This is a genomic window from Streptomyces chlorus, assembly GCF_042655885.1.
GTDB lineage: Bacteria > Actinomycetota > Actinomycetes > Streptomycetales > Streptomycetaceae > Streptomyces > Streptomyces chlorus.
Map to the genome: position 1 here is coordinate 89,101 of NZ_JBHSOA010000008.1, position 20,286 is coordinate 109,386.

Here is a 20,286-nt window from a genome sequence, read left to right on the forward strand (position 1 = left end):
CGGACAACCATGACGTCTTCGAAGCGAAACCGCGCCGAGGCCCTGCCGCAGGACCTCCAGGAAGTGCTCCGCCGCCGGCTCGCCGGACAGGCCGCCGACACCCCCGCCCGGCAGACCATCCCGCACGCGGACCGCACCCGGCCGCTGCCGCTGTCCTTCGCCCAGCAGCGTCTGTGGTTCCTGGACCGGCTGCGCCCCGGCGACCCGCGCTACAACAGCGCGGTCGCGCTGCGCCTCACCGGAACCCTCGACCACACCGCCCTGTCCGGCGCGCTGGAGCACGTGGTGGGGCGGCACGAGGCGCTGCGCACCACGTTCCAGGAGACCGACGGCAGGCCCGCGCAGACCGTGCACCCCGCCGGGCCGTTCCCGCTGCCCGTCCGGGACCTGACGGCTTCCGGCGACGGGCCGGCGGACCTGGACGCACTGCTCCTGGCCGAGTACGAGCGCCCCTTCGACCTGCGGACCGGACCGCTGCTGCGCGCCCTGCTGCTGCGGGAGTCGCCCGACGCGCACGTCCTGCTGCTGACGGCCCACCACATCGTCACCGACGGCTGGTCGATGGGCGTGCTGCTGGAGGAGCTGTGCGCCGCCTACGACGCCCTCGCGCGGGGCGCGCGGCCCGCGCTGCCGCCGGTGGCCACGCAGTACCCGGACTTCGCCGTCTGGCAGCGCGAGCAACTGTCCGGGACCCGGCTGGAACGTCAACTGGCGCACTGGAAAGAGCGGTTGTCCGGGGTGGTGGCGCCCGAGCTGCCGCTGGACCGGCCGCGCCGCGGCGAGGAGTCCGGCGCGGGCGCGGTGCACACCTTCACCGTCCCCGCGGCCACCACGGCCCGGCTGAAGCATCTCGCGGCCGAGCGGCACACCACGCTGTTCACCGCCCTGGTCGCCGCCTGCCAGGCACTGCTGGCCCGCTGGTCCGGGCAGGACGACATCACCGTCGGCTCGCTCACCCCCGGACGCGGGCGCACCGACCTGGAACGGGCCGTCGGCTTCTTCGTCAACACCGTCGTGCTGCGCACCCGCGTCGAGACCGGCGGTTCCTTCCGCGACCTGCTGGCCGCCGCCGCGGACATCGTCAACGACGCCTTCGCACACGGCGACACCCCGTTCGAGCGGCTGGTGGAGGCCGTCGGCGCGACCCGGGAGGCGGGCCGCAACCCCCTGTTCGACGTGATGGTCCTGCTGCACCCCGCGCCGCCCGCCGCACCCGACCCGCACGGTCTGGCCACCGCCCCGGTCGCCGTGCCCCGGCGGGCCGCCACGTTCGACCTGAGCGTGGAGTTCGTCCCGGACGGGGACGGGCTGACCGGCCTGCTGGAGTACCGTACCGACCTGTTCGACGCGGCCACCGCCGAGCGCATGGCGGACCAGCTGCTGCGCACGCTGGACGGCGCCGCCGCCGAGCCGGACCGGCCGCTCGGCGCCCTGCCCCTGCTCTCGCCCCGGCAGACGCGGCAGGTGACGCGGGACTGGAACGCGACCGCGCGGCCCGTGCCCGAGGAGACCCTGCCCGAGCTGTTCGCGCGGCAGGCCGCCCGCACCCCGCACGCCACCGCCCTGGTCGCCGGGGACGTACACCTGGACTACGCGACGCTCGACGCCCGCGCCGACCGGCTGGCCCGCCACCTGGTCGCGCGCGGCGCGGGCCCCGAGCGCCTGGTCGCCCTCGGGCTGCCCCGCACCGCCGACATGATCGTGGCGATCCTCGCCGTCTGGAAGGCCGGCGCCGGCTATCTGCCCCTGGACCCCGCGCTGCCCGAGGACCGGGTGCGGTTCCTGCTGGACGACGCCCGGCCGGCGCTCGTCCTGGACGAAGCCGCGCTGCGGGAAGTCCCCGACACGGCCCCCGACCGGCTCGCCCCACCGCACCCCGACACCACCGCCTACGTCCTCCACACCTCGGGCTCCACCGGCCGCCCCAAGGGCGTCATCGTGACCCACAGGTCCCTGGCGAACCTCCTGGCGGGCCATCGCGAGGGCTTCGTCGCCGAGGCGGGCGGCGGACCGCTGCGGGTGGCGCTGACGGCGTCGTTCTCCTTCGACACCTCACTGGAGGGCGTGCTGCTGATGGCCGACGGCCACCCGCTGCACCTGGTCGACGAGACGACCCGGCTGGACGCCGCCGCGCTGGTCGAGTACGTCGTCGAGCACCGCATCGACTTCCTCGACCTGACCCCCACCCACCTGCGCCAACTGCTGCCCGCCGGACTGCTCACCGACCCGCGCCACCACCCCCGGGTGCTGATGCTCGGCGGCGAGGCCGTCGGGCCCGGCCTGTGGCGGGAGCTGGCGCAGCGGCGGGACGTGGCCGCGTACAACTTCTACGGGCCCACCGAGTGCACGGTCGACGCCCTCGCCTGCCGCATCGGGGGCGACGGCCGTCCGACCGTCGGCCGGCCGCTCGCCAATGTGCGCGCCTACGTCCTCGACGACCGGCTCCGGCCCGTGCCGCCCGGAGTCGGCGGCGAACTGTACCTGGCCGGCGTGCAACTGGCGCGCGGCTACGCCGACCGGCCGGGGCTCACCGCCGCACGGTTCCTGCCCGACCCGTTCGGCCCGACCGGCACCCGCATGTACCGCACCGGTGACCTGGCCCGCTGGACCGCCGACGGACGCCTGGACCACCTGGGGCGCGCCGACGACCAGGTCAAGGTGCGCGGCCACCGCATCGAGCCCGGCGAGGTCGAGGCGGCCCTGACGGACCGGCCCGAGGTCGCCGCCGCCGCGGTCGTCGCCGTCACCGACCCGCGCGGCCACACCCGGCTCGCCGCCTACCTCGTCCCCGCGGGCCACGACGCGCGGCTCACCGCGGCCGACGTGCGGGCGGCCTGCCGGCGCGTGCTGCCCGACCACATGGTGCCGTCCACCTTCACCGTGCTCGACGCCCTGCCGATGACCGTCAGCGGCAAGGTCGACCGGCGTGCCCTGCCCGCACCCGACCTCGACGGCGGTGAGCGCGACAAGGAGTTCGTCGCCCCGCGCACCCCGCAGGAGGAGACCCTCGCCCGCATCTGGGCCGAGGTGCTGGGCGTGCGCCGGGTCGGCGTGACCGACAACTTCTTCGAGCTGGGCGGCGACTCCATCCTCAGCATCCAGGCCGTCTCCCGCGCCCGCGCGGCCGGCCTCGACCTGACCTCGCGGGACGTCTTCCGCCACCAGACCGTCGCCGACCTCGCCGCCGCCGCGTCCCCGCGGACCGCCGACGTGCCCGCGCCCCGGCGGCCGCGCGAGGAGGGCCCGGCGCCGCTGACGCCGGTCCAGGAGTGGTTCTTCGCCACGCACGGCCCGCTGCGGCACTTCAGCATGTCGATGCTGCTGGACCTGCCGCACGACCTGGACGAGCCGGCCCTGGAGCGCGCCCTGGAAGCACTGGTCGCCCACCACCCCGCGCTGCGCACCCGCTTCGTCCGCTCGGGGGACACCTGGCGCCAGCACGCCGACGACGGCCCGGTCACCGGCCTGCTCTCCCGCCACGACTTCTCCCGCCACGACCTCTCCCGCGCCGCCGACTTGAGGGCCGCGCGCGAGGAGGCCGCCGAGGCCGCCCGCGCCGCCCTCGACCCGGAAACCGGCACCCTGCTGCGCGCCGCCCTGCTGTCCCGCTCCGGCGAGCGCCCCCAACTCTTCGTCGCCGCACACCACTTGGCGGTGGACAGCGTCTCCTGGCGCATCCTCCTCGCCGACCTCGCACAGGCCTACCGGCAGGCGGCCCAGGGTGACCCGGTCCAACTGGAGCCCGTCTCCACGCCGTTCGCCGACTGGGCCGCGCACCTGTCCCGCCGGGTACGCGCCGGTGACCTCGACGCCGACCTGCCGCACTGGGCGGCCGAGGCCGCCGAACCCCGTACCCCGCTGCCCGTGGACCGCCCCGGCACCCCGCTCGCCGGCTCGGTCCGCACCCTGCGCACCCGCGTGGACCGCGCCACCACCGACGCCCTCCTGCGCCAGGTGCCCGCGGTCTACCGCACACAGGTCAACGACGTGCTGCTCAGCGCGCTGAGCCGGGTCCTCGCCGACTGGACGGGCACCGGGCGGGTGACCGTCACCCTGGAGGGCCACGGCCGCGAGGACGACACCCTTGACCTGTCCCGCACGGTGGGCTGGTTCACCACCCAGTACCCCGTCACCCTCGCGCCCGCCGGACCGTCCGACGCGCCCGACTGGGGCACGACCCTCAAGACGGTGAAGGAGCGGCTGCGGGCCGTTCCCCGGCACGGCCTCGGCTACGAGGCCCTGGCCCGCCTCGGCTCGCCCGACCCGGCCGCCCGCGCCCTGCGGGACCTGCCGCTGCCGCAGGTCTGCTTCAACTACCACGGCCAGTGGGAGGCCGGCGACGGGCGGGACTTCGCCCCGGCGGGCGAGGCGCCCGGCCGTGACATCGCCGCCGGCGAGCCGCCGGCCCACCTGCTGGACATCTCCGCCGTGGTCGCCGGCGGCGAACTGGAGATCACCTGGCACTACAGCGACCAGGTGCACGACGAGGGCACCGTCCGCACCCTCGCCGACGGCATGACCCGCGCGCTCGCCGCGATCGCCGGGCACTGCGCCCGCCCCGACGCGGGCGGCCGCACCCCGTCCGACTTCCCGCTGGCCCGCCTCGACCAGGACCGCCTGGACCGGCTGGCCGGCGACGGGCGCGACGTGGAGGACGTCCTGCCGCTGACCCCGCTCCAGGAGGGCATGCTCTTCCACCGCCTGGTCGGCGGCCCCGACGACGTCTACGTCGACCAGGCGGTGCTCCTGCTGGACGGCGTCGCCGACCCGCACGCCCTCGCCGCGGCCTGGCAGCGCGTCACCGAGCGCACCCCCGCCCTGCGCACCTGCGTGGTCTGGGAGGACGTACCGGTGCCCCTCCAGGTCGTGCGCCGGGACGTGCGGGTGCCGGTGACCCACCTCGACTGGCGGGACCTGGACGAGACCGAGCGCGCCGAGCGACTCGCCCGGCTGCGGGCCGACGACCTGGCCCGCGGCATCGACCTCGCCGCCGCGCCGCTGATGCGGCTGACCCTGGTCCGGCTGCCCGACGCGCGGCTGCACCTGCTGTGGACCTCCCACCACCTGATCCTGGACGGCTGGAGCCTGGCCCAGGTGCTGACCGAGGTGTGCGAGGAGTACGCGGCACTCACCGCCGGCGCCGAGTCCCGGCCGCCGGTACGGCGCCCCTTCGGCGACTACGTGCACTGGCTCGCCGAGCAGGATCCCGACGCCGCCCGCGCGCACTGGCGAGGCGTCCTCTCCGGCTTCACCGCACCCACCCCGCTGCCGGCCGACCGCCCCCTGCGCGAGGCCCACCTGGCCCGCTCCGCGGACGTCCACGTGGCCGGCCTGGACGACGAGGCGTCGGCCCGGCTGGCGCGCACCGCACGTGACGCCGGACTCACCCTCAACACGGTCGTGCAGGGCGCCTGGGCGCTGCTGCTGGCCCGGTACGGCGCCGAGGACGACGTGGTGTTCGGCACCACCGTCTCCGGCCGGCCCGACGACCTGCCCGGCGTCGAGTCGATGGTGGGCATGTTCATCAACACCGTGCCCACCCGGGTACGCGTCGACGCCGGGCGCACGGCCGGCGCGTGGCTGCGGGAACTGCAGGAAGCCCAGGCCGAGTCGAGGCGGTTCGCGGCCGTGTCGCTGGCCGAGCTGACCCAGCTGAGCGACGTGCCGTCCGGCAGCCCGCTCTTCCACAGCATGGTCGCCTTCGAGAACTACCCCTTCGACGAGGCCCGCACGGCCGGCTCCGGGGTGCGGCTGGCCGAGGTGACCTCCCGCGACGCCACCAACTACCCGCTCGTCCTGCGCGCCTACCACGGCGAACGCCTCGGCTTCGACCTCGCCTACGATCCCGCCCTGTTCGACGCGGCGACCGTCCGCTCGCTCGCCGACCGGCTGTGCCTGCTGCTGACCGAGATATCCGACGGCCCCGACCGGCCGCTGCGCGCCCTGGCCCGGCCGACGGCCGAGGAACGGCGGCGCATACTCACCGACTGGAACGGTACCGAAGAGGGCCGCCCCGACGAGACCCTGGTGGACCTGTTCGAGGCGCAGGCCGCCCGCACGCCCGGCGCCGTCGCCGTCACCTGCCAAGCCGAGCGTCTGGACTACGCGACGCTCGACGCCCGCGCGGGCCGGCTCGCCCACCGGCTCGCCGAACTCGGTGCCGCGCCCGAGCGGTTCGTCGCCCTCGCCCTGCCCCGCTCCTGCGACCAGGTCGTCGCGATCCTCGCCGTGCTGAAGACCGGCGCGGCCTACCTGCCGATCGACCCGGCCTCGCCCGCCGAACGCATCGGCCACCTCCTCGCCGACGCCGCCCCGGTGACGCTGGTGACCACGACCGGCACGGCGGCACGGGCCGACGGCACCGACGTGCCCGTCCTCCTCCTCGACGCCCCGGACACGGAGGCCGACCTCGCCGGCCGCCCGGCCACCGGCCCCGCCCCGGCCCGCCGGCCGCTGCCGGAGAGCCCCGCCTACGCCATCCACACCTCCGGCTCCACCGGCCGCCCCAAGGGCGTGGTGATCCCGCACGCCAACGTGGTACGGCTGTTCACCCGCACCAGCCACTGGTTCGGCTTCGGCGCGGACGACGTGTGGACGATGTTCCACTCCTACGCGTTCGACTTCTCCGTGTGGGAACTGTGGGGCCCGCTGCTGCACGGCGGCCGGCTCGTCGTCGTGCCCGACGAGACAGCCCGCTCCCCGGAGGACTTCCTGCGCCTGCTGGCGGACGAGCGGGTCACCGTCCTCAACCAGACGCCGTCCGCGTTCTACCCGCTGATCCGCGCGGACGCCGAACACCCCGAAACCGGCGCCCGCCTCGCGCTGCGCACGGTGGTCTTCGGCGGCGAGGCCCTGGACGTCGGCCGGCTCGCCGACTGGTGGACGCGCCACCCGGCCTCCACCCCGCGGCTGGTCAACATGTACGGCATCACCGAGACCACCGTGCACGTCACCCACACCCCGCTCGACCCCGCCACCTGCGCCGAGGGCCCGGCCGGCCCGATCGGCACGGCCATCGGGGACCTGCGGGTGTACGTGCTCGACGCGGACCTGGCACCCGTGCCGCCCGGCGCGACCGGCGAACTCCACGTGGCGGGCGAGGGCCTGGCCCGCGGCTACCTCGGCCGCCCCGGTCTCACCGCCACCCGCTTCCTCGCCGACCCCTTCGGCCAGGCCGGCAGCCGCATGTACCGCACGGGCGACCGGGCGAAGTGGCGGGCCGACGGCACCCTGGAGTACCTGGGCCGCGCGGACGCCCAGGTGAAGATCCGCGGCTACCGCATCGAGCCCGGCGAGATCGAGGCGGCCCTGCACACCCACCCCGGTGTCGCCGAGGCCGCGGTCGGCGTGTTCGAGGACGCCGCCGGCACCCGCCGGCTCGTGGCGCACGTCGTCGGCTCCGGCGGCACGACCCCCGCGGCGGCCGAGCTGCGCGCCCACCTGGAGCGCCTGCTGCCCGCCCACATGGTGCCCGCCGCCCATGTGCCGATGGACGCGCTGCCGCTCACCGTCAACGGCAAGCTCGACCGGCGCGCGCTGCCCGCGCCGGGACCGGACGGCTACGCCGCCGGCACCGACCGGACACCGCCGCGCACGCCCGCCGAACGGCTGGTCGCCGCCGCCTGGACGGACGTACTGGGGGTCGAGGAGGTGCACGCCGGGGACGACTTCTTCGCGCTCGGCGGCGACTCCATCCTCGCCGTCCGCGTCACCGCCCGGCTGCGCGCCGCGTTCGGTCCCGACGTCTCCCCGAGGCTGCTGTTCACCCGTCCCACGGTGGCGGCCCTGGCCGCCGAGCTCGGCGAACCGGCCGACGACGCGTCCGTCCCGCGGGCCGACGTGATACCGGCGACCGCCCCGCAGACCCCGGCGCCGCTGTCGTACGCCCAGCAACGCCTGTGGTTCCTCGACCGGTTCGAGCCCGGCAGCACCGAGTACACGACGCTGTCCGTGCTCCGCCTGCGCGGACCCCTAGACGTAAGCGCCCTGCGCGCCGCGCTGGACGGCCTGGTCGAGCGGCACGAGGCGCTGCGCACCACGTTCGTCGAACAGGACGGACAGGCCCGGCAGTTGGTGCATCCGCCGCACCGGGTCGACCTGCCCGTGGACGACCTCACCACGGCCCCGGACGGGCGGGCGGCGCTGGACGCGCTGCTGGAGCGCGAGGCCGCCACGCCCTTCGACCTGGCGGCCGGGCCGCCGCTGCGCGCCCGGCTGGCCCGCCAGTCCACCGACGAGCACGACGAACACGGCGAGCACGGCGAGCACGTCCTCGTACTCGCCATCCACCACATCGTCACCGACGGCTGGTCGCTCGGCGTCCTCGGCCGGGACCTGGGCGAGCTGTACGCGGCGGCACACGAGGGCCGCCGCCCCGAACTGCCCCAACTGCCCGTCCGGTACGCCGACCACGCCGCCTGGCAGCGCGCTCGCGCCGACCGCGTCGAGCACCAACTCGCCCACTGGCGCGAGACGCTGGACGCAGTGCCCCCGCTGGAGCTGCCGACCGACCGGCCACGTCCCGCCGTACGGACCCGGGACGGCGCGCTGGTGACCTTCACCCTGCCCGCCGAGCTGACCCACCGGCTGCGCGAGCGGGGCCGGGAGGCCGACGCCACCCTGTACATGACGCTGCTGACCGCCTGCACGGTCCTGCTGTCCCGCTGGGCCGACCAGGACGACTTCGCCGTCGGCACCGTCACCGCGGGCCGTGAGCGCCCCGAACTGCACGACGTGGTCGGCATGTTCGTGAACACGCTGGTGCTGCGCAACCGGGTGCGCCCCGGCACGTCGTTCCGCGCGCTGCTGGAGCAGGTGCGCGGCACCGTCCTGGAGGCGTTCGCCCACCAGGACGTGCCCTTCGAGCGGCTGGTGGACGCCCTCCAGCCCGAGCGGGACACCAGCCGCACCCCCCTGTTCCAGGTCATGGTCGCCCTGCACAACCTGGGCGCCGAGGCCCCCGCGCTCTTGGACCTGGACGTCGAGCCGGTCGTGCCGCCGGTCCGGCACGCCACGTTCGACCTGGCCTTCGACTTCGTGGAGGGCGACGGCGGCGTCACCGGCCACCTGGAGTACGACACCGGCCTGTTCGACGAGGACACCGTCCGGCGCCTGGCCGCCCGCCTGCGGCTGCTGCTTCAGGCCGCGGCGCACGACCCCGACCGGGACGTGCGGGCGCTGGAACTGATGACCGCCGCCGAGCGGCGCCGGGTGCTCCACGACTGGCAGGGGCCGCGGCTCGCGGTCCCCGACACCACCTTCCCCGCCCTGTTCGAGGCGCAGGCCGCCCGCACCCCGCACGCCACCGCCCTGGTGGCACGGGACGCCACGCTCGACTTCGCCGCCCTCAACGAGCGCGCCAACCGGCTCGCCCACCACCTCGTCGCCCAGGGCGTCGCCCCCGAGCGGGTGGTCGCCGTACGGCTGCCGCGCACCTCCGACCTGCTGGTGGCGGTGCTCGCCGTCGCCAAGGCGGGCGGCACCCTCCTCTGCCTCGACCCCGACCTGCCCGCCGAACGCGTCGCCCACCTCCTCGCGGACGCGGCCCCGCACACCGTGCTGACCGCCGGCACACTGCGCGACACGCCGTGGGACCGGCTGCCCGCCCACGACCCCACCGACCGCGACCGCCCGGCCCCGCTGCGCCCGGACCACGCCGCCTACATCGTCTACACCTCCGGCTCCACCGGCCGCCCCAAGGGCGTCGTCGTCGAACACCGCCACCTGGTCAACCTCTGCCACGACCACCGCGAAGGGCTCGTCGTACCGCACACCGCGGACGGGCGGCGGCTGCGCGCCGCGCTGAGTGCCTCGTTCTCCTTCGACACCTCCTGGGAGGGGCCGCTGCTGCTCGCCCTCGGGCAGGAGGTCCACCTCGTCGACGAGGACGTGCGCCTGGACCCGGACGCGTTCTGCGCCCAGGTCGCCGAACGCGGCCTGGACCTGGTGAACGTCACCCCGTCCTTCCTGCGCGAACTCACCGCCGCCGGACTCCTCGCACCCGGCCGCCACCACCCGCGCGTCCTGCTGGTCGGCGGCGAGGCGACGGGCCCCGACACCTGGCGGGACCTGTGCGCCGCCGCCGGCCTCGGCGTCACCGCGTACAACATGTACGGGCCCACCGAGTGCACCGTCGACGCCACGTACGGGCGCTGCGCCGACCACCCGGACCGGCCGGTCATCGGGCGTCCCGGCCGCAACCTGCGCGCCCACGTCCTCGACGGCGCCCTGCGCCCGGTGCCGCCCGGCGTGCCCGGCGAGCTGTACCTCGCCGGCGCGCAGGTGGCCCGCGGCTACCTGGGCCGCCCCGGCCTGACCGCGTCGCGTTTCCTCGCCGACCCGTTCGGTGCGCCGGGGCAGCGGATGTACCGCACCGGCGACCGCGCCCGCTGGGACGAGCGAGGGCTGCTGGAGTTCCTGGGCCGTGCCGACGAGCAGATCAAGATCCGCGGGTTCCGTATCGAACCCGGCGAGGTCGAGGCCGCGCTGCTCGCCCACCCGGACGTGTCCGAGGCCGTGGTGACGGCACGTGAGCACGCGGGCCGGCTCATGCTCGTGGCCTACCTGGTGCCCGCCCAGAACGCCGTCCCGACCGCCGACGAGTTGCGCCTCGCGCTCCGGCGCACCCTGCCGGACCACATGGTGCCGGCCGCGTTCGTCCCGCTGGCGCGGATCCCGCGCACCAGCAGCGGCAAGACCGACCGGCGCGCCCTGCCCGCCCCGCCCACGCAGCCCGACCCCGCCACGACGTACGTGGCACCGCGCCCCGGCACCGAGGAGACGCTGGCCGCGATCTGGGCGGACGTCCTGCGGACCGAACGGGTGGGCGCGCGGGACAACTTCTTCGCGCTCGGCGGCGACTCCATCCTCAGCATCCAGATCGTCTCCCGGGCCCGCCGGGCCGGACTGGCGCTGACCACCAAGGACGTCTTCCGCCACCAGACCGTCGCCGAACTCGCCCTCCGCGTCACCGAGACGGTATCCGCGGCGGCGGACGCGGCTCCGCCCGCCGAGGCACCGCTCACGCCGATCCAGCGCTGGTACCTCGACGGCCGCCGCGCCGACGACCCGCTGCGCTTCACCATGTCGCAGCGGATCGAACTCACCCCCGGCACCGACGTATCCGCCCTGCGCCCCGCCGTGGACGCCCTCGTCCGCCACCATCCGGCCCTGCGCACCCGCTTTCGCCGCACCGACGACGGCCGGCGCCAGGAAGTCCTGCCGGACGTCCCGGACGGCATCCTCACCCACCACGACGTGACCGGTCTGGACGGCCCCGCGCTGGAGGCCGAGGTGCGGCGCGCCGCGGACGCGGCCCGGGCGTCCCTCGACCCGGCCGAGGGCCGGGTGGTGCGCGTCCTGCTCCTCGACCGCGGCCCGGACCTGCCCGCCCAACTCCTTTTCACCGTGCACCACCTGGTCGTCGACGGCGTCTCCTGGCGGATCCTGCTGGCCGACCTGGAGACCGCCCACCGCTGCGCCGCGGACGGACGTCCCATTGAACTGCCCCCGGCCGGAACCCCGTTCGGCCACTGGGCGGTCCGGCTGGAGGCGCACACCCGTTCCGGCGCCCTGGACGGCGACCTCCCCTACTGGGAGCGCACCGCGGCGGCCCCCGCCGACCTGCCCCCGGGCCGGCCCGGCCCCCACACCCACGGCACCGCCGCCACGGTCACCGTGCAGCTGGAGCCGGAGACGACCGAGGCCCTGCTGCGCCGGGTCCCGGAGGTCTACCGCACCCAGGTCAACGACGTCCTGCTCAACGCCCTCGGCCGCACCCTGGCCCGCTGGTGCGGGCGCGACACCGTGCTGGTCGGCGTGGAGGGCCACGGCCGCGAGGACCTCTTCGACGACGTGGACCTCTCCCGGACGGTCGGCTGGTTCACCGCCGAGTTCCCCCTCGCGCTGAACGTCGCCCCCGACGCCGGCTGGCACGACACCCTGCGCTCGGTCAAGGAGCAACTGCGCGCGGTGCCGCTGCACGGCCTGAGCCACGGCGCGCTGCGCCACCTGCTGCCCGACAGCCCCCTGGCCGCCGCCCCGGCACCGCGGGTCGGCTTCAACTACCACGGGCAGTGGGACGTCAACGGGAGCCGGAGCGGCCTCTACGGCGCCGCCCTGCCCCCGGCCGGCTCCGACACCGACCCCGACGCACCCCGCCCCTACCTGCTGGACATCACCGGCGTGGTCCAAGACGGCCGCCTCGAACTCGGCTGGACCTACCCACCGGCCGTCTACGACGAATCCACCGTCCGCGAGCTCGCCGACGGGATGTGCGCGGCGCTGCGCGACATCGCGGCCCACTGCGCACGCCCGGACGCGGGCGGCCGCACCCCGTCGGACTTCCCGCTCGCCGGGCTCGGCCAGAGCGAACTGGACCGCCTCGTGGGCGACGGCCGGCACGTGGCGGACGTCCTGCCGCTGACGCCCCTGCAGGCCGGGATGCTCTTCCACGGCCTGGTGGACACCGCGGGCGCCTACTTCGACCGGACGGCCGTACGGCTGTCCGGGGTGGCCGACCCGCGGGCCTTCGCCGCGGCCTGGCAGCAGGTCGCCGACCGCACCGAGGCCCTGCGCACCAGCGTCCACTGGCAGGGCCTGCCGCACCCGGTCCAGGTCGTCCGCCACCGCGTGGAGCTGCCCGTCACCCACCTGGACTGGCGGCACCTGACGCCCGAGCGACGCGCGGGGGAGACCGAGGAACTGCTGGCCGCCGACCGCACGGCGGGCATGGACCTCACCACCGCACCCCTCACCCGCATCACCCTGGCCGCGCTGCCCGGCGACGAGATCCTGCTGCTGTGGTCCTCCCACCACCTGATCCTGGACGGCTGGAGCACCGGGCAGCTGCTCACCGAGGTGTGCGAGCGCTACGCCGCGCTCACCGGCGACCGCGAAGCGCCCGCGCCGGTCAGGCGCCCGTTCTCCGACTTCCTGCACTGGCTGCACGACCAGGACGAGCACGCGGCCGAGGCGTACTGGGCCGACATCCTCGCCGGCTTCCCGGCCCGCACCCCGCTGCCGTACGACCGCGCACCGGCCGAGGCACACCGCGCCCGCGCCGCCGCCACGGTGCACCGGCAGCTGGACGAGCCCGTATCGGCGCGGCTGCGGGAGACGGCGGCACGGGCCGGGCTGACGGTGAACACCGTGATCGAGGGCGCCTGGGCGCTGCTGCTGGCCCGCCACGGCGGACGCGACGACGTCGTGTTCGGCACGACCGTCTCCGGGCGTCCGGCCGAACTGCCGGGCGTGGAGGCGATGATCGGCATGTTCATCAACACCGTGCCCACCCGGATCCGCGTCACGGGCGGGGGAGTGGCGTCCTGGCTGCGGGGCGTGCAGGAGCGGCAGAGCGACGCGCGGCGCTTCGACTTCCTCGCGCTGCCCCGCATTCAGGCGCTGAGCGAGGTCCCGGTGGGCGAGGCGCTGTTCGACAGCATGGTGGTCTTCGAGAACTACCCCGTCGACGAGTCCGCCACGGCCCGCACGGGCGTGCACGTCGAGGAGGTGCGGGCCGACGACGCGCCGACCTTCCCGCTGTGCCTGCGCGCCCACCTCGGCGACCGGCTCGGCATCGACCTCGCCTACGACGCCGACCTGTTCGACGCGGACACGGCCGAACGCCTCGCGGCCCGGCTCGCGGTCGTCCTGACCGCCCTCGCCGACGGCATCGAGGCCAACACGGACGCGACCGGCCTGCGGCTGCTGACCGAGGACGACCGCGCCCTGCTTCAGCGGTGGAACGCCACCATCCGACAGACGGCGCCGCGCAGCCCCGTCGAGCTGTTCGCCGAGCAGGCCCGCCGCACCCCCGACGCGCCCGCCCTGTGCGACGGCGACACGGAGCTGACGTACCGCCGCCTCGACGAGTGGTCCGACGCCGTGGCGTCCCGGCTCCTCGCCGGCGGCCTGCGGGCGGAGGACCGGGTGGCGCTGCTGATGGACCGCTGCGCCGAACTCGTCGTCGCCCAGCTCGCCGTCCTCAAGGCGGGCGGCGCCTACGTGCCGGTGGAAGCCCGCGCCCCCGAGGAGCGACGCCGCACGCTGATCGAGCGGGCGGGCGCGACGGCCGCTCTGACCGCCGCGGACGTCGCCGCCGCACGCACTCCCGTGCCGGGCGCGCCCGCCGCCGTACCCGCGGACGCCGACCGGCTGGCCTACGTGATGTTCACCTCCGGGTCGACCGGCGAGCCCAAGGCGGTCGCGGTACGCCACCGTGACGTGGCCGCCCTCGCCACCGACAGCCGCTTCACCGGCGAGGTGTGCGACCGGGTGCTGCTGCACTCCCCGGTGGCCTTCGACGCCGCCACCTTCGAGGTGTGGGCGCCCCTGCTGGGCGGCGGCTGCGTGGTCGTGGCACCGCCTCGGCCCGTGGACGCGGCTCTGCTGCGGCACCTGGTCCGCGACGGCGGCCTGAGCGTGCTGTGGCTGACCGCCGGCCTCTTCCGGCTGCTGGCGCAGGACGCGCCGGACTGCTTCGCCGGCCTGCGCCAGGTGTGGACCGGAGGCGACGTGGTGCCCGCCGCGGCCGTACGCCGCGTGCTGTCCGCCTGCCCCGGCCTGACCGTCGTGGACGGCTACGGCCCCACCGAGACGACGACGTTCGCGACGTCCTTCGCGCTCACCGACGCGACGGCCGTCCCGGACACCGTGCCCATCGGCCACCCGCTCGACGACCTGCGGGTCCACGTCCTCGACGGCCGTCTGCGGCCCGTACCGCCGGGCTGCGCCGGCGAGCTGTACCTCGCCGGCGAGGGCGTGGCACGCGGCTACCTGGGCCGTCCCGGCGACACCGCCGCCCGCTTCCTCGCCGACCCCGCCGGCCCGCCCGGCACGCGCATGTACCGCACCGGCGACCTGGCCCGCCGCCGCCCCGACGGCACGGTCGAGTTCCTGGGCCGCGCCGACGACCAGGTGAAGATCCGCGGCTTCCGCGTCGAACCCGGCGAGGTGGAGGCGGCCCTCGCGGCGCATCCCGGCGTCGCGGACGTGGCGGTGCTGGCCCGCGAGGACCGGCCCGGCAGCCGGCGCCTGGTGGCCTACGTGGTCGGCACCGAAGACCTCACGGCCGTGCGGGAGTTCGCCCGGCGCTCGCTCCCCGACCACCTCGTGCCCTCGGCGTTCGTCGCCCTGCCCGCGCTGCCGCTCAGCGGCAACGGCAAGGTCGACCGGGCGGCGCTTTTGGCGCCGGAGCCCGCGAGCGGCGACCGGCAGGGTGCGCCGACCGCGCCGCGCACCGACGCCGAGCGGCGCACCGCCGACGTCTTCGCGGAGGTCCTGTCCGTGCGGCGGCCCGGCGTGGAGGACGACTTCTTCCAGCTGGGCGGCGACTCCATCCTCAGCATCCGGCTGGCCGCCCGCCTGTCCGAGGCGTTCGGCACCGACCTGTCACCGCGCGCGGTGTTCACCCACCCCACCCCCGCCGCCCTCGCCGCCCTGCTCACCGCGGAGCCGTCCGGCGACGCCGCGCCCACCGCGATCGTCCCGGTCCCCCGTGACACGCCCGCCCCGATGTCGTACGCCCAGCAACGCCTGTGGTTCCTGGAGGAGTTCGCGCCGGGCAGCGGAGAGTACGTCACCGCGCTTGCCCTGCGCCTGCGCGGCCGGCTCGACGTGCCCGCTCTCACCGCGGCCCTGCGCGCCCTGGTCGAGCGGCACGAGGCGCTGCGCACCACCTTCGACACGGTGGACGGCCACGGCGTGCAGATCGTCCATCCGGCGCCGGACGTGCCGCTGCCGCTGCACGACCTGTCGGGAACGGCACGGACCGACCGGGCGGCCCGGCTGGAGGAGCTGCTGAAGGCCGAGCGTGCCCGCACGTTCGACCTGCGGCGCGGCCCGCTGCTGCACGCGGGGCTGATCAGGCTCTCGGACGAGGAGCACGTCCTGACGCTGACCCTGCACCACATCGTCACCGACGGCTGGTCCACCGGAGTGCTCACCGGCGATCTCGCCCACTTCTACCGGACCGAACTGGGCCCGGACGAAGGGAAGTTGCCGCCACTGCCGGTGCAGTACACCGACTACGCCCACTGGCAGCGCGGCAGCGGCACGGACGAACACCTCGCGTACTGGAAGGAGCACCTGACCGGTCTGGAAACGCTGGACCTGCCCACCGACCGGCCGCGTCCGGTGGTGCGCACCCACGACGGCGCCACCGTGCGCCTCGTCCTGCCGCGCGGCACGACCCGCCGCCTCGTCCAGGTGGGCCGGGACCGGCAGGCCACCCTGTTCACCACGCTGGTCGCCGCCGCGCAGACCTACCTGGCCCGTCTGACCGGCGGCCGGGACATCACCGTCGGCACGGTCACCTCCGGCCGCGACCGCGCCGAGACCCGGAACCTCGTCGGGTTCTTCGTCAACACCCTCGTCCTGCGCTCCCGCGTCGAACCCGACCGTCCCTTCCCCGAGTTCCTCACCGAGGTGCGCGGGACCGTACGGGACGCCTTCGCCCATCAGGAGGCGCCGTTCGAGCGGGTGGTGGACGAGGTGCAGCCGGTCCGCGACACCAGCCGCACCCCCCTGTTCCAGGTCATGGTGGTGCTGCAGAACATCCCGGCCGCCGACCTCGACCTGCCCGGCATCGAGGTCACCGACGTCGACACGGACCTGCGGCACGCGGCGTTCGACCTCACCCTGGAGTTCGCCGAGACCCCCGCCGGAGAACTGCACGGCCTGCTCACCTACAACACCGACCTGTTCGACGCGGCCACCGCCGAACGGATGGCCGACCAGCTCGGCACGCTCCTGACCGCCGTCGCCGACGACCCCGACCGGCCCGTGGGCGCCCTGCCCCTCGCCACCGACGAGACGCTCAAGGCCGTCCTCGACCAGGGGCGCCCCGCCGCCCGCCCGGTACCGGAGGCGACGCTGCCGGAGCTGTTCGAACAACAGGCCGCCCGCACGCCCGACGCCGTGGCCCTGGCCGACGCCGACGGCCGCGAGCTGACGTACGCGCAGGTCGAGCGCGCCGCCAACCGGCTGGCGCACCGGCTCATCGCTCGGGGCGTGGGACCCGAGCGGGTCGTGGCGCTGTCCCTGCCCCGCGGCGCGGAGACGGTGGTGGCCCAGCTCGCCGTGGCCAAGGCCGGCGGTGCCTTCCTGCCCGTCGACCCGGACTACCCCGAGCAGCGACGGGAGTTCATGCTGCGCGACGCGGGCGCCCGGCTCGTCCTGGACGACCCCGCCGCCGTACGGGACGCGGACGGGCCGGACACCGCCCCCACGGACACCGACCGCACGGCCGCGCTGACCGTCGCCCACCCGGCATACGTGATCTACACGTCCGGTTCCAGCGGCACACCCAAGGGCGTGACGGTGACGCACAGCGGCCTGGCCGCCTTCGCCGCGGCCGCCGCCGACCGCTACGACGCGGGCCCCGGCGACCGGGTCCTGCAGTTCGCCTCGCCCAGCTTCGACGCCTCCGTGCTGGAGCTGTGCGTGTCCCTGCTCGCCGGAGCCACCCTCGTCACCGGGGAGGAAGGCCCACTCGTCGGCGAGCGGCTCGCCCAGGTCCTCACCGAGCGGCACATCAGCCACACGCTGATCCCACCGGCCGCCCTGGCCACGGTCGCCCCCGAGACCGCCGACGCCCTGCCGCACCTGCGCACCCTCATCGTCGGCGCCGAGGCGTGCCCGGCCCACCTCGTCGAACGGTGGGCACCCGGCCGACGCATGATCAACTCGTACGGCCCGACCGAGGCCACCGTCGTCGCCACCTGGACCGGCCCCCTCGCCCCCGGCACGGGCGCCCCGTCGATCGGCCGCCCGGCCGCCGCCACCCGCGTCCACGTCCTCGACGCCGCCCTGCGCCCGGTCCCACCCGGCGTCACCGGCGAACTGCATGTGGCCGGCCCCGGACTGGCCCGCGGCTATCTGAACCGGCCCGGCCCGACCGCCTCGCGTTTCGTCGCCGACCCGTTCGGCGCGCCGGGGGAGCGGATGTACCGCACCGGCGACCTGGTCCGCTGGGACGCGGCCGGCGAACTGAGCTTCGCCGGACGCGCCGACGACCAGGTCAAGCTGCGCGGCTTCCGCATCGAGCCCGGAGAGATCGAGAGCGCGCTGCGCCGCAGCCCGCGGGTGCGCGACGCGGTGGTCACCGTACGCGGCGGCGGGACCGACGCGGACGGCCGGTCCGGCGGACGGCTCGTGGCCCACGTCGTGCCCGCCGAGGGCACCACTCAGGAACTGCCGGTGCCGGAACTGCGCGACCACCTCGCCGGGCTGCTCCCGCCGCACATGATCCCGTCGGCGTTCGTGCCGCTGGAGCGCCTGCCGCTCACCCCCAACGGCAAGACCGACCGCGGCGCCCTGCCCGAACCCGGCCCCACGCACACCGCCGCCGGGCCGCGCACGGCACCGCGCACCGACACCGAACGCCGCATCGCCCGCATCTGGGCCGACGTCCTCGGCGTGGCGGACGTCGGCGCGCACGACAACTTCTTCCACCTCGGCGGCGACTCCATCCTCAGCATGCAGGTCGTGTCACGGCTGCGGCGGGACGGACTGCACCTGGCCACCCGCGACCTGTTCACCCACCAGACGGTCGCCGAACTGGCCACCGTCGTCACCGGCGCACCTCAGCACTCCGGTGACGGCCCGGTGAGCGGAGACGTGCCGTTCACCCCCATCCAGGAGTGGTTCCTGACCAGCCCGCGCGCCAGCCACAGCCACTTCAACCAGTCGCTGCTGCTGGAACTCGGCGCCCACCCGGACGCCGCCGCCCTGGAAACGGCCCTGAACGCCCTGCTCGACCACCACGACGCCCTGCGCATGCGCTTCACCGAGGACGAAGGCGGCCGGCGCCAGTTCAACCCGCCGCCGTCCGACACCGGCCGCGACCGGCTCCTGAACCGCCACGACCTGAGCGGGCCGGCCTCCGCCGAGGCCGACGCGGCGATGGAGAAGGCCGCCGACGACCTGCACACCGGCTTCGACCTGGCGCGCGGCCCGCTGCTGCGGGCGGCCCTGTTCACCGGGGACGCCGGCCGGCCCGCCTTCCTCCTCCTGGTCGCCCACCACCTCGTCGTGGACGCCGTGTCCTGGCGCATCCTGCGCGACGACCTGGAAGCCGCCTACCGGCAGGCCGTCCAGGGCGAGCCCGTCGCGCTGGGCGAACGCACCACCTCCTTCCGCGACTGGGCCCGAGGCCTCGCCGCACACGTCGCGGCCGGAGCCCTCGACGACGAACTGCCCTACTGGGAGCGGGCGGTCGACGCCGAGCCGCTGCCGACCGGGATACCGACCGGGCCGGAGACGGGCCTCGTCGACACGCTCACCGTCGCACTGGACGAGGCGGACACCGAGGCACTGCTGCGCGCCGCGCCGACCGCCTACCGCACCCGCGTCAACGACGTGCTGCTCGCCGCCCTGGCCCTGGCCCTGGCCCGCTGGACCGGCCGCGAGGAGGTCCGCCTGGACCTGGAGGGACACGGCCGCGAGGACGTCCTCGACGACGTGGACCTGTCCCGCACGGTCGGCTGGTTCACCACCGTCCACCCCGTCGCCCTCCAGGTGCCCGAAGCAGCCGACCTCGGCCCCGGCCGGGACTGGCGGACCCTGGTGAAGTCGGTGCGCCGACAACTGCGCGCCGTGCCCGGCAACGGCCTGGGCTTCGGCGCGCTGCGCACCTTCGGGCCGCCCGAGGTGCGCGAGCGGCTCGGACGGGCCGCGCACGGGCAGGTCGTCTTCAACTACCTCGGCCAGTGGGACGCCCGCCCGGAGAGCCCCGGCGACGGCCTGGTCCGTGCCGAGCACGGCTCGTTCGGCCGGCACCACGACCCGCGCGACAGCGGCTCCCACCCGCTGGAGGTGGTCGGCGCGGTGCAGGGCGGCCGGCTGTCCTTCACCTGGCACCACCGGCCCGCCCTCCACGCCACGGAGACCGTGCGACGTGTCGCGGACGACTTCGCCGAGGCCCTGCGCCACATCGCCCACCACGCCCGGAACAACCGGTGACGCCCCGCCCCGCGGCCCGCGCCCCACCGCCGGACACCCCACCACCAGCCCGTTTCCCGCCACCCGTCCGACCCAAGAGAGCGAGACCGACAGACATGGACGAGAACACCCGCTACCAGGTGCTGCGCAACGACGAGGAGCAGTACTCGCTGTGGCCCGTCGACGTCGAGGTGCCCGCCGGCTGGCAGCCCGTCGGCAAGGAGGGCACGGAGGCGGAGTGCTCCGCCTACGTCGACGAGGTCTGGACCGACATGCGCCCGCGCAGCCTGCGGGAGCGCATGGAGAACGCCGAAGCCTGACGCGTCCCGCACGACCACGAAGGGC

The 20,286-nt window shown here is 75.7% G+C and carries 2 protein-coding genes; both read left to right on the top strand.

Annotated elements, in window-relative coordinates:
* The first annotated feature begins 9 nt into the window (after positions 1 to 9).
* Complete coding sequence (locus ACFPZI_RS04165) at positions 10 to 19,962, top strand: non-ribosomal peptide synthase/polyketide synthase (RefSeq protein WP_381358342.1); 19,953 nt, start codon at positions 10 to 12, stop codon at positions 19,960 to 19,962.
* Between the two features lie 95 nt (positions 19,963 to 20,057).
* Positions 20,058 to 20,261: an MbtH family protein gene (locus tag ACFPZI_RS04170; protein WP_042166983.1), complete on the top strand. Its 204-nt coding sequence runs from the start codon at positions 20,058 to 20,060 to the stop codon at positions 20,259 to 20,261.
* Positions 20,262 to 20,286: the final 25 nt, after the last annotated feature.

Coding starts and splice junctions, on each gene's coding strand:
- ACFPZI_RS04165 (WP_381358342.1), top strand. CDS start 10: ATGACGTCTTCGAAGCGAAACCGCGCCGAGGCCCTGCCGCAGGACCTC.
- ACFPZI_RS04170 (WP_042166983.1), top strand. CDS start 20,058: ATGGACGAGAACACCCGCTACCAGGTGCTGCGCAACGACGAGGAGCAG.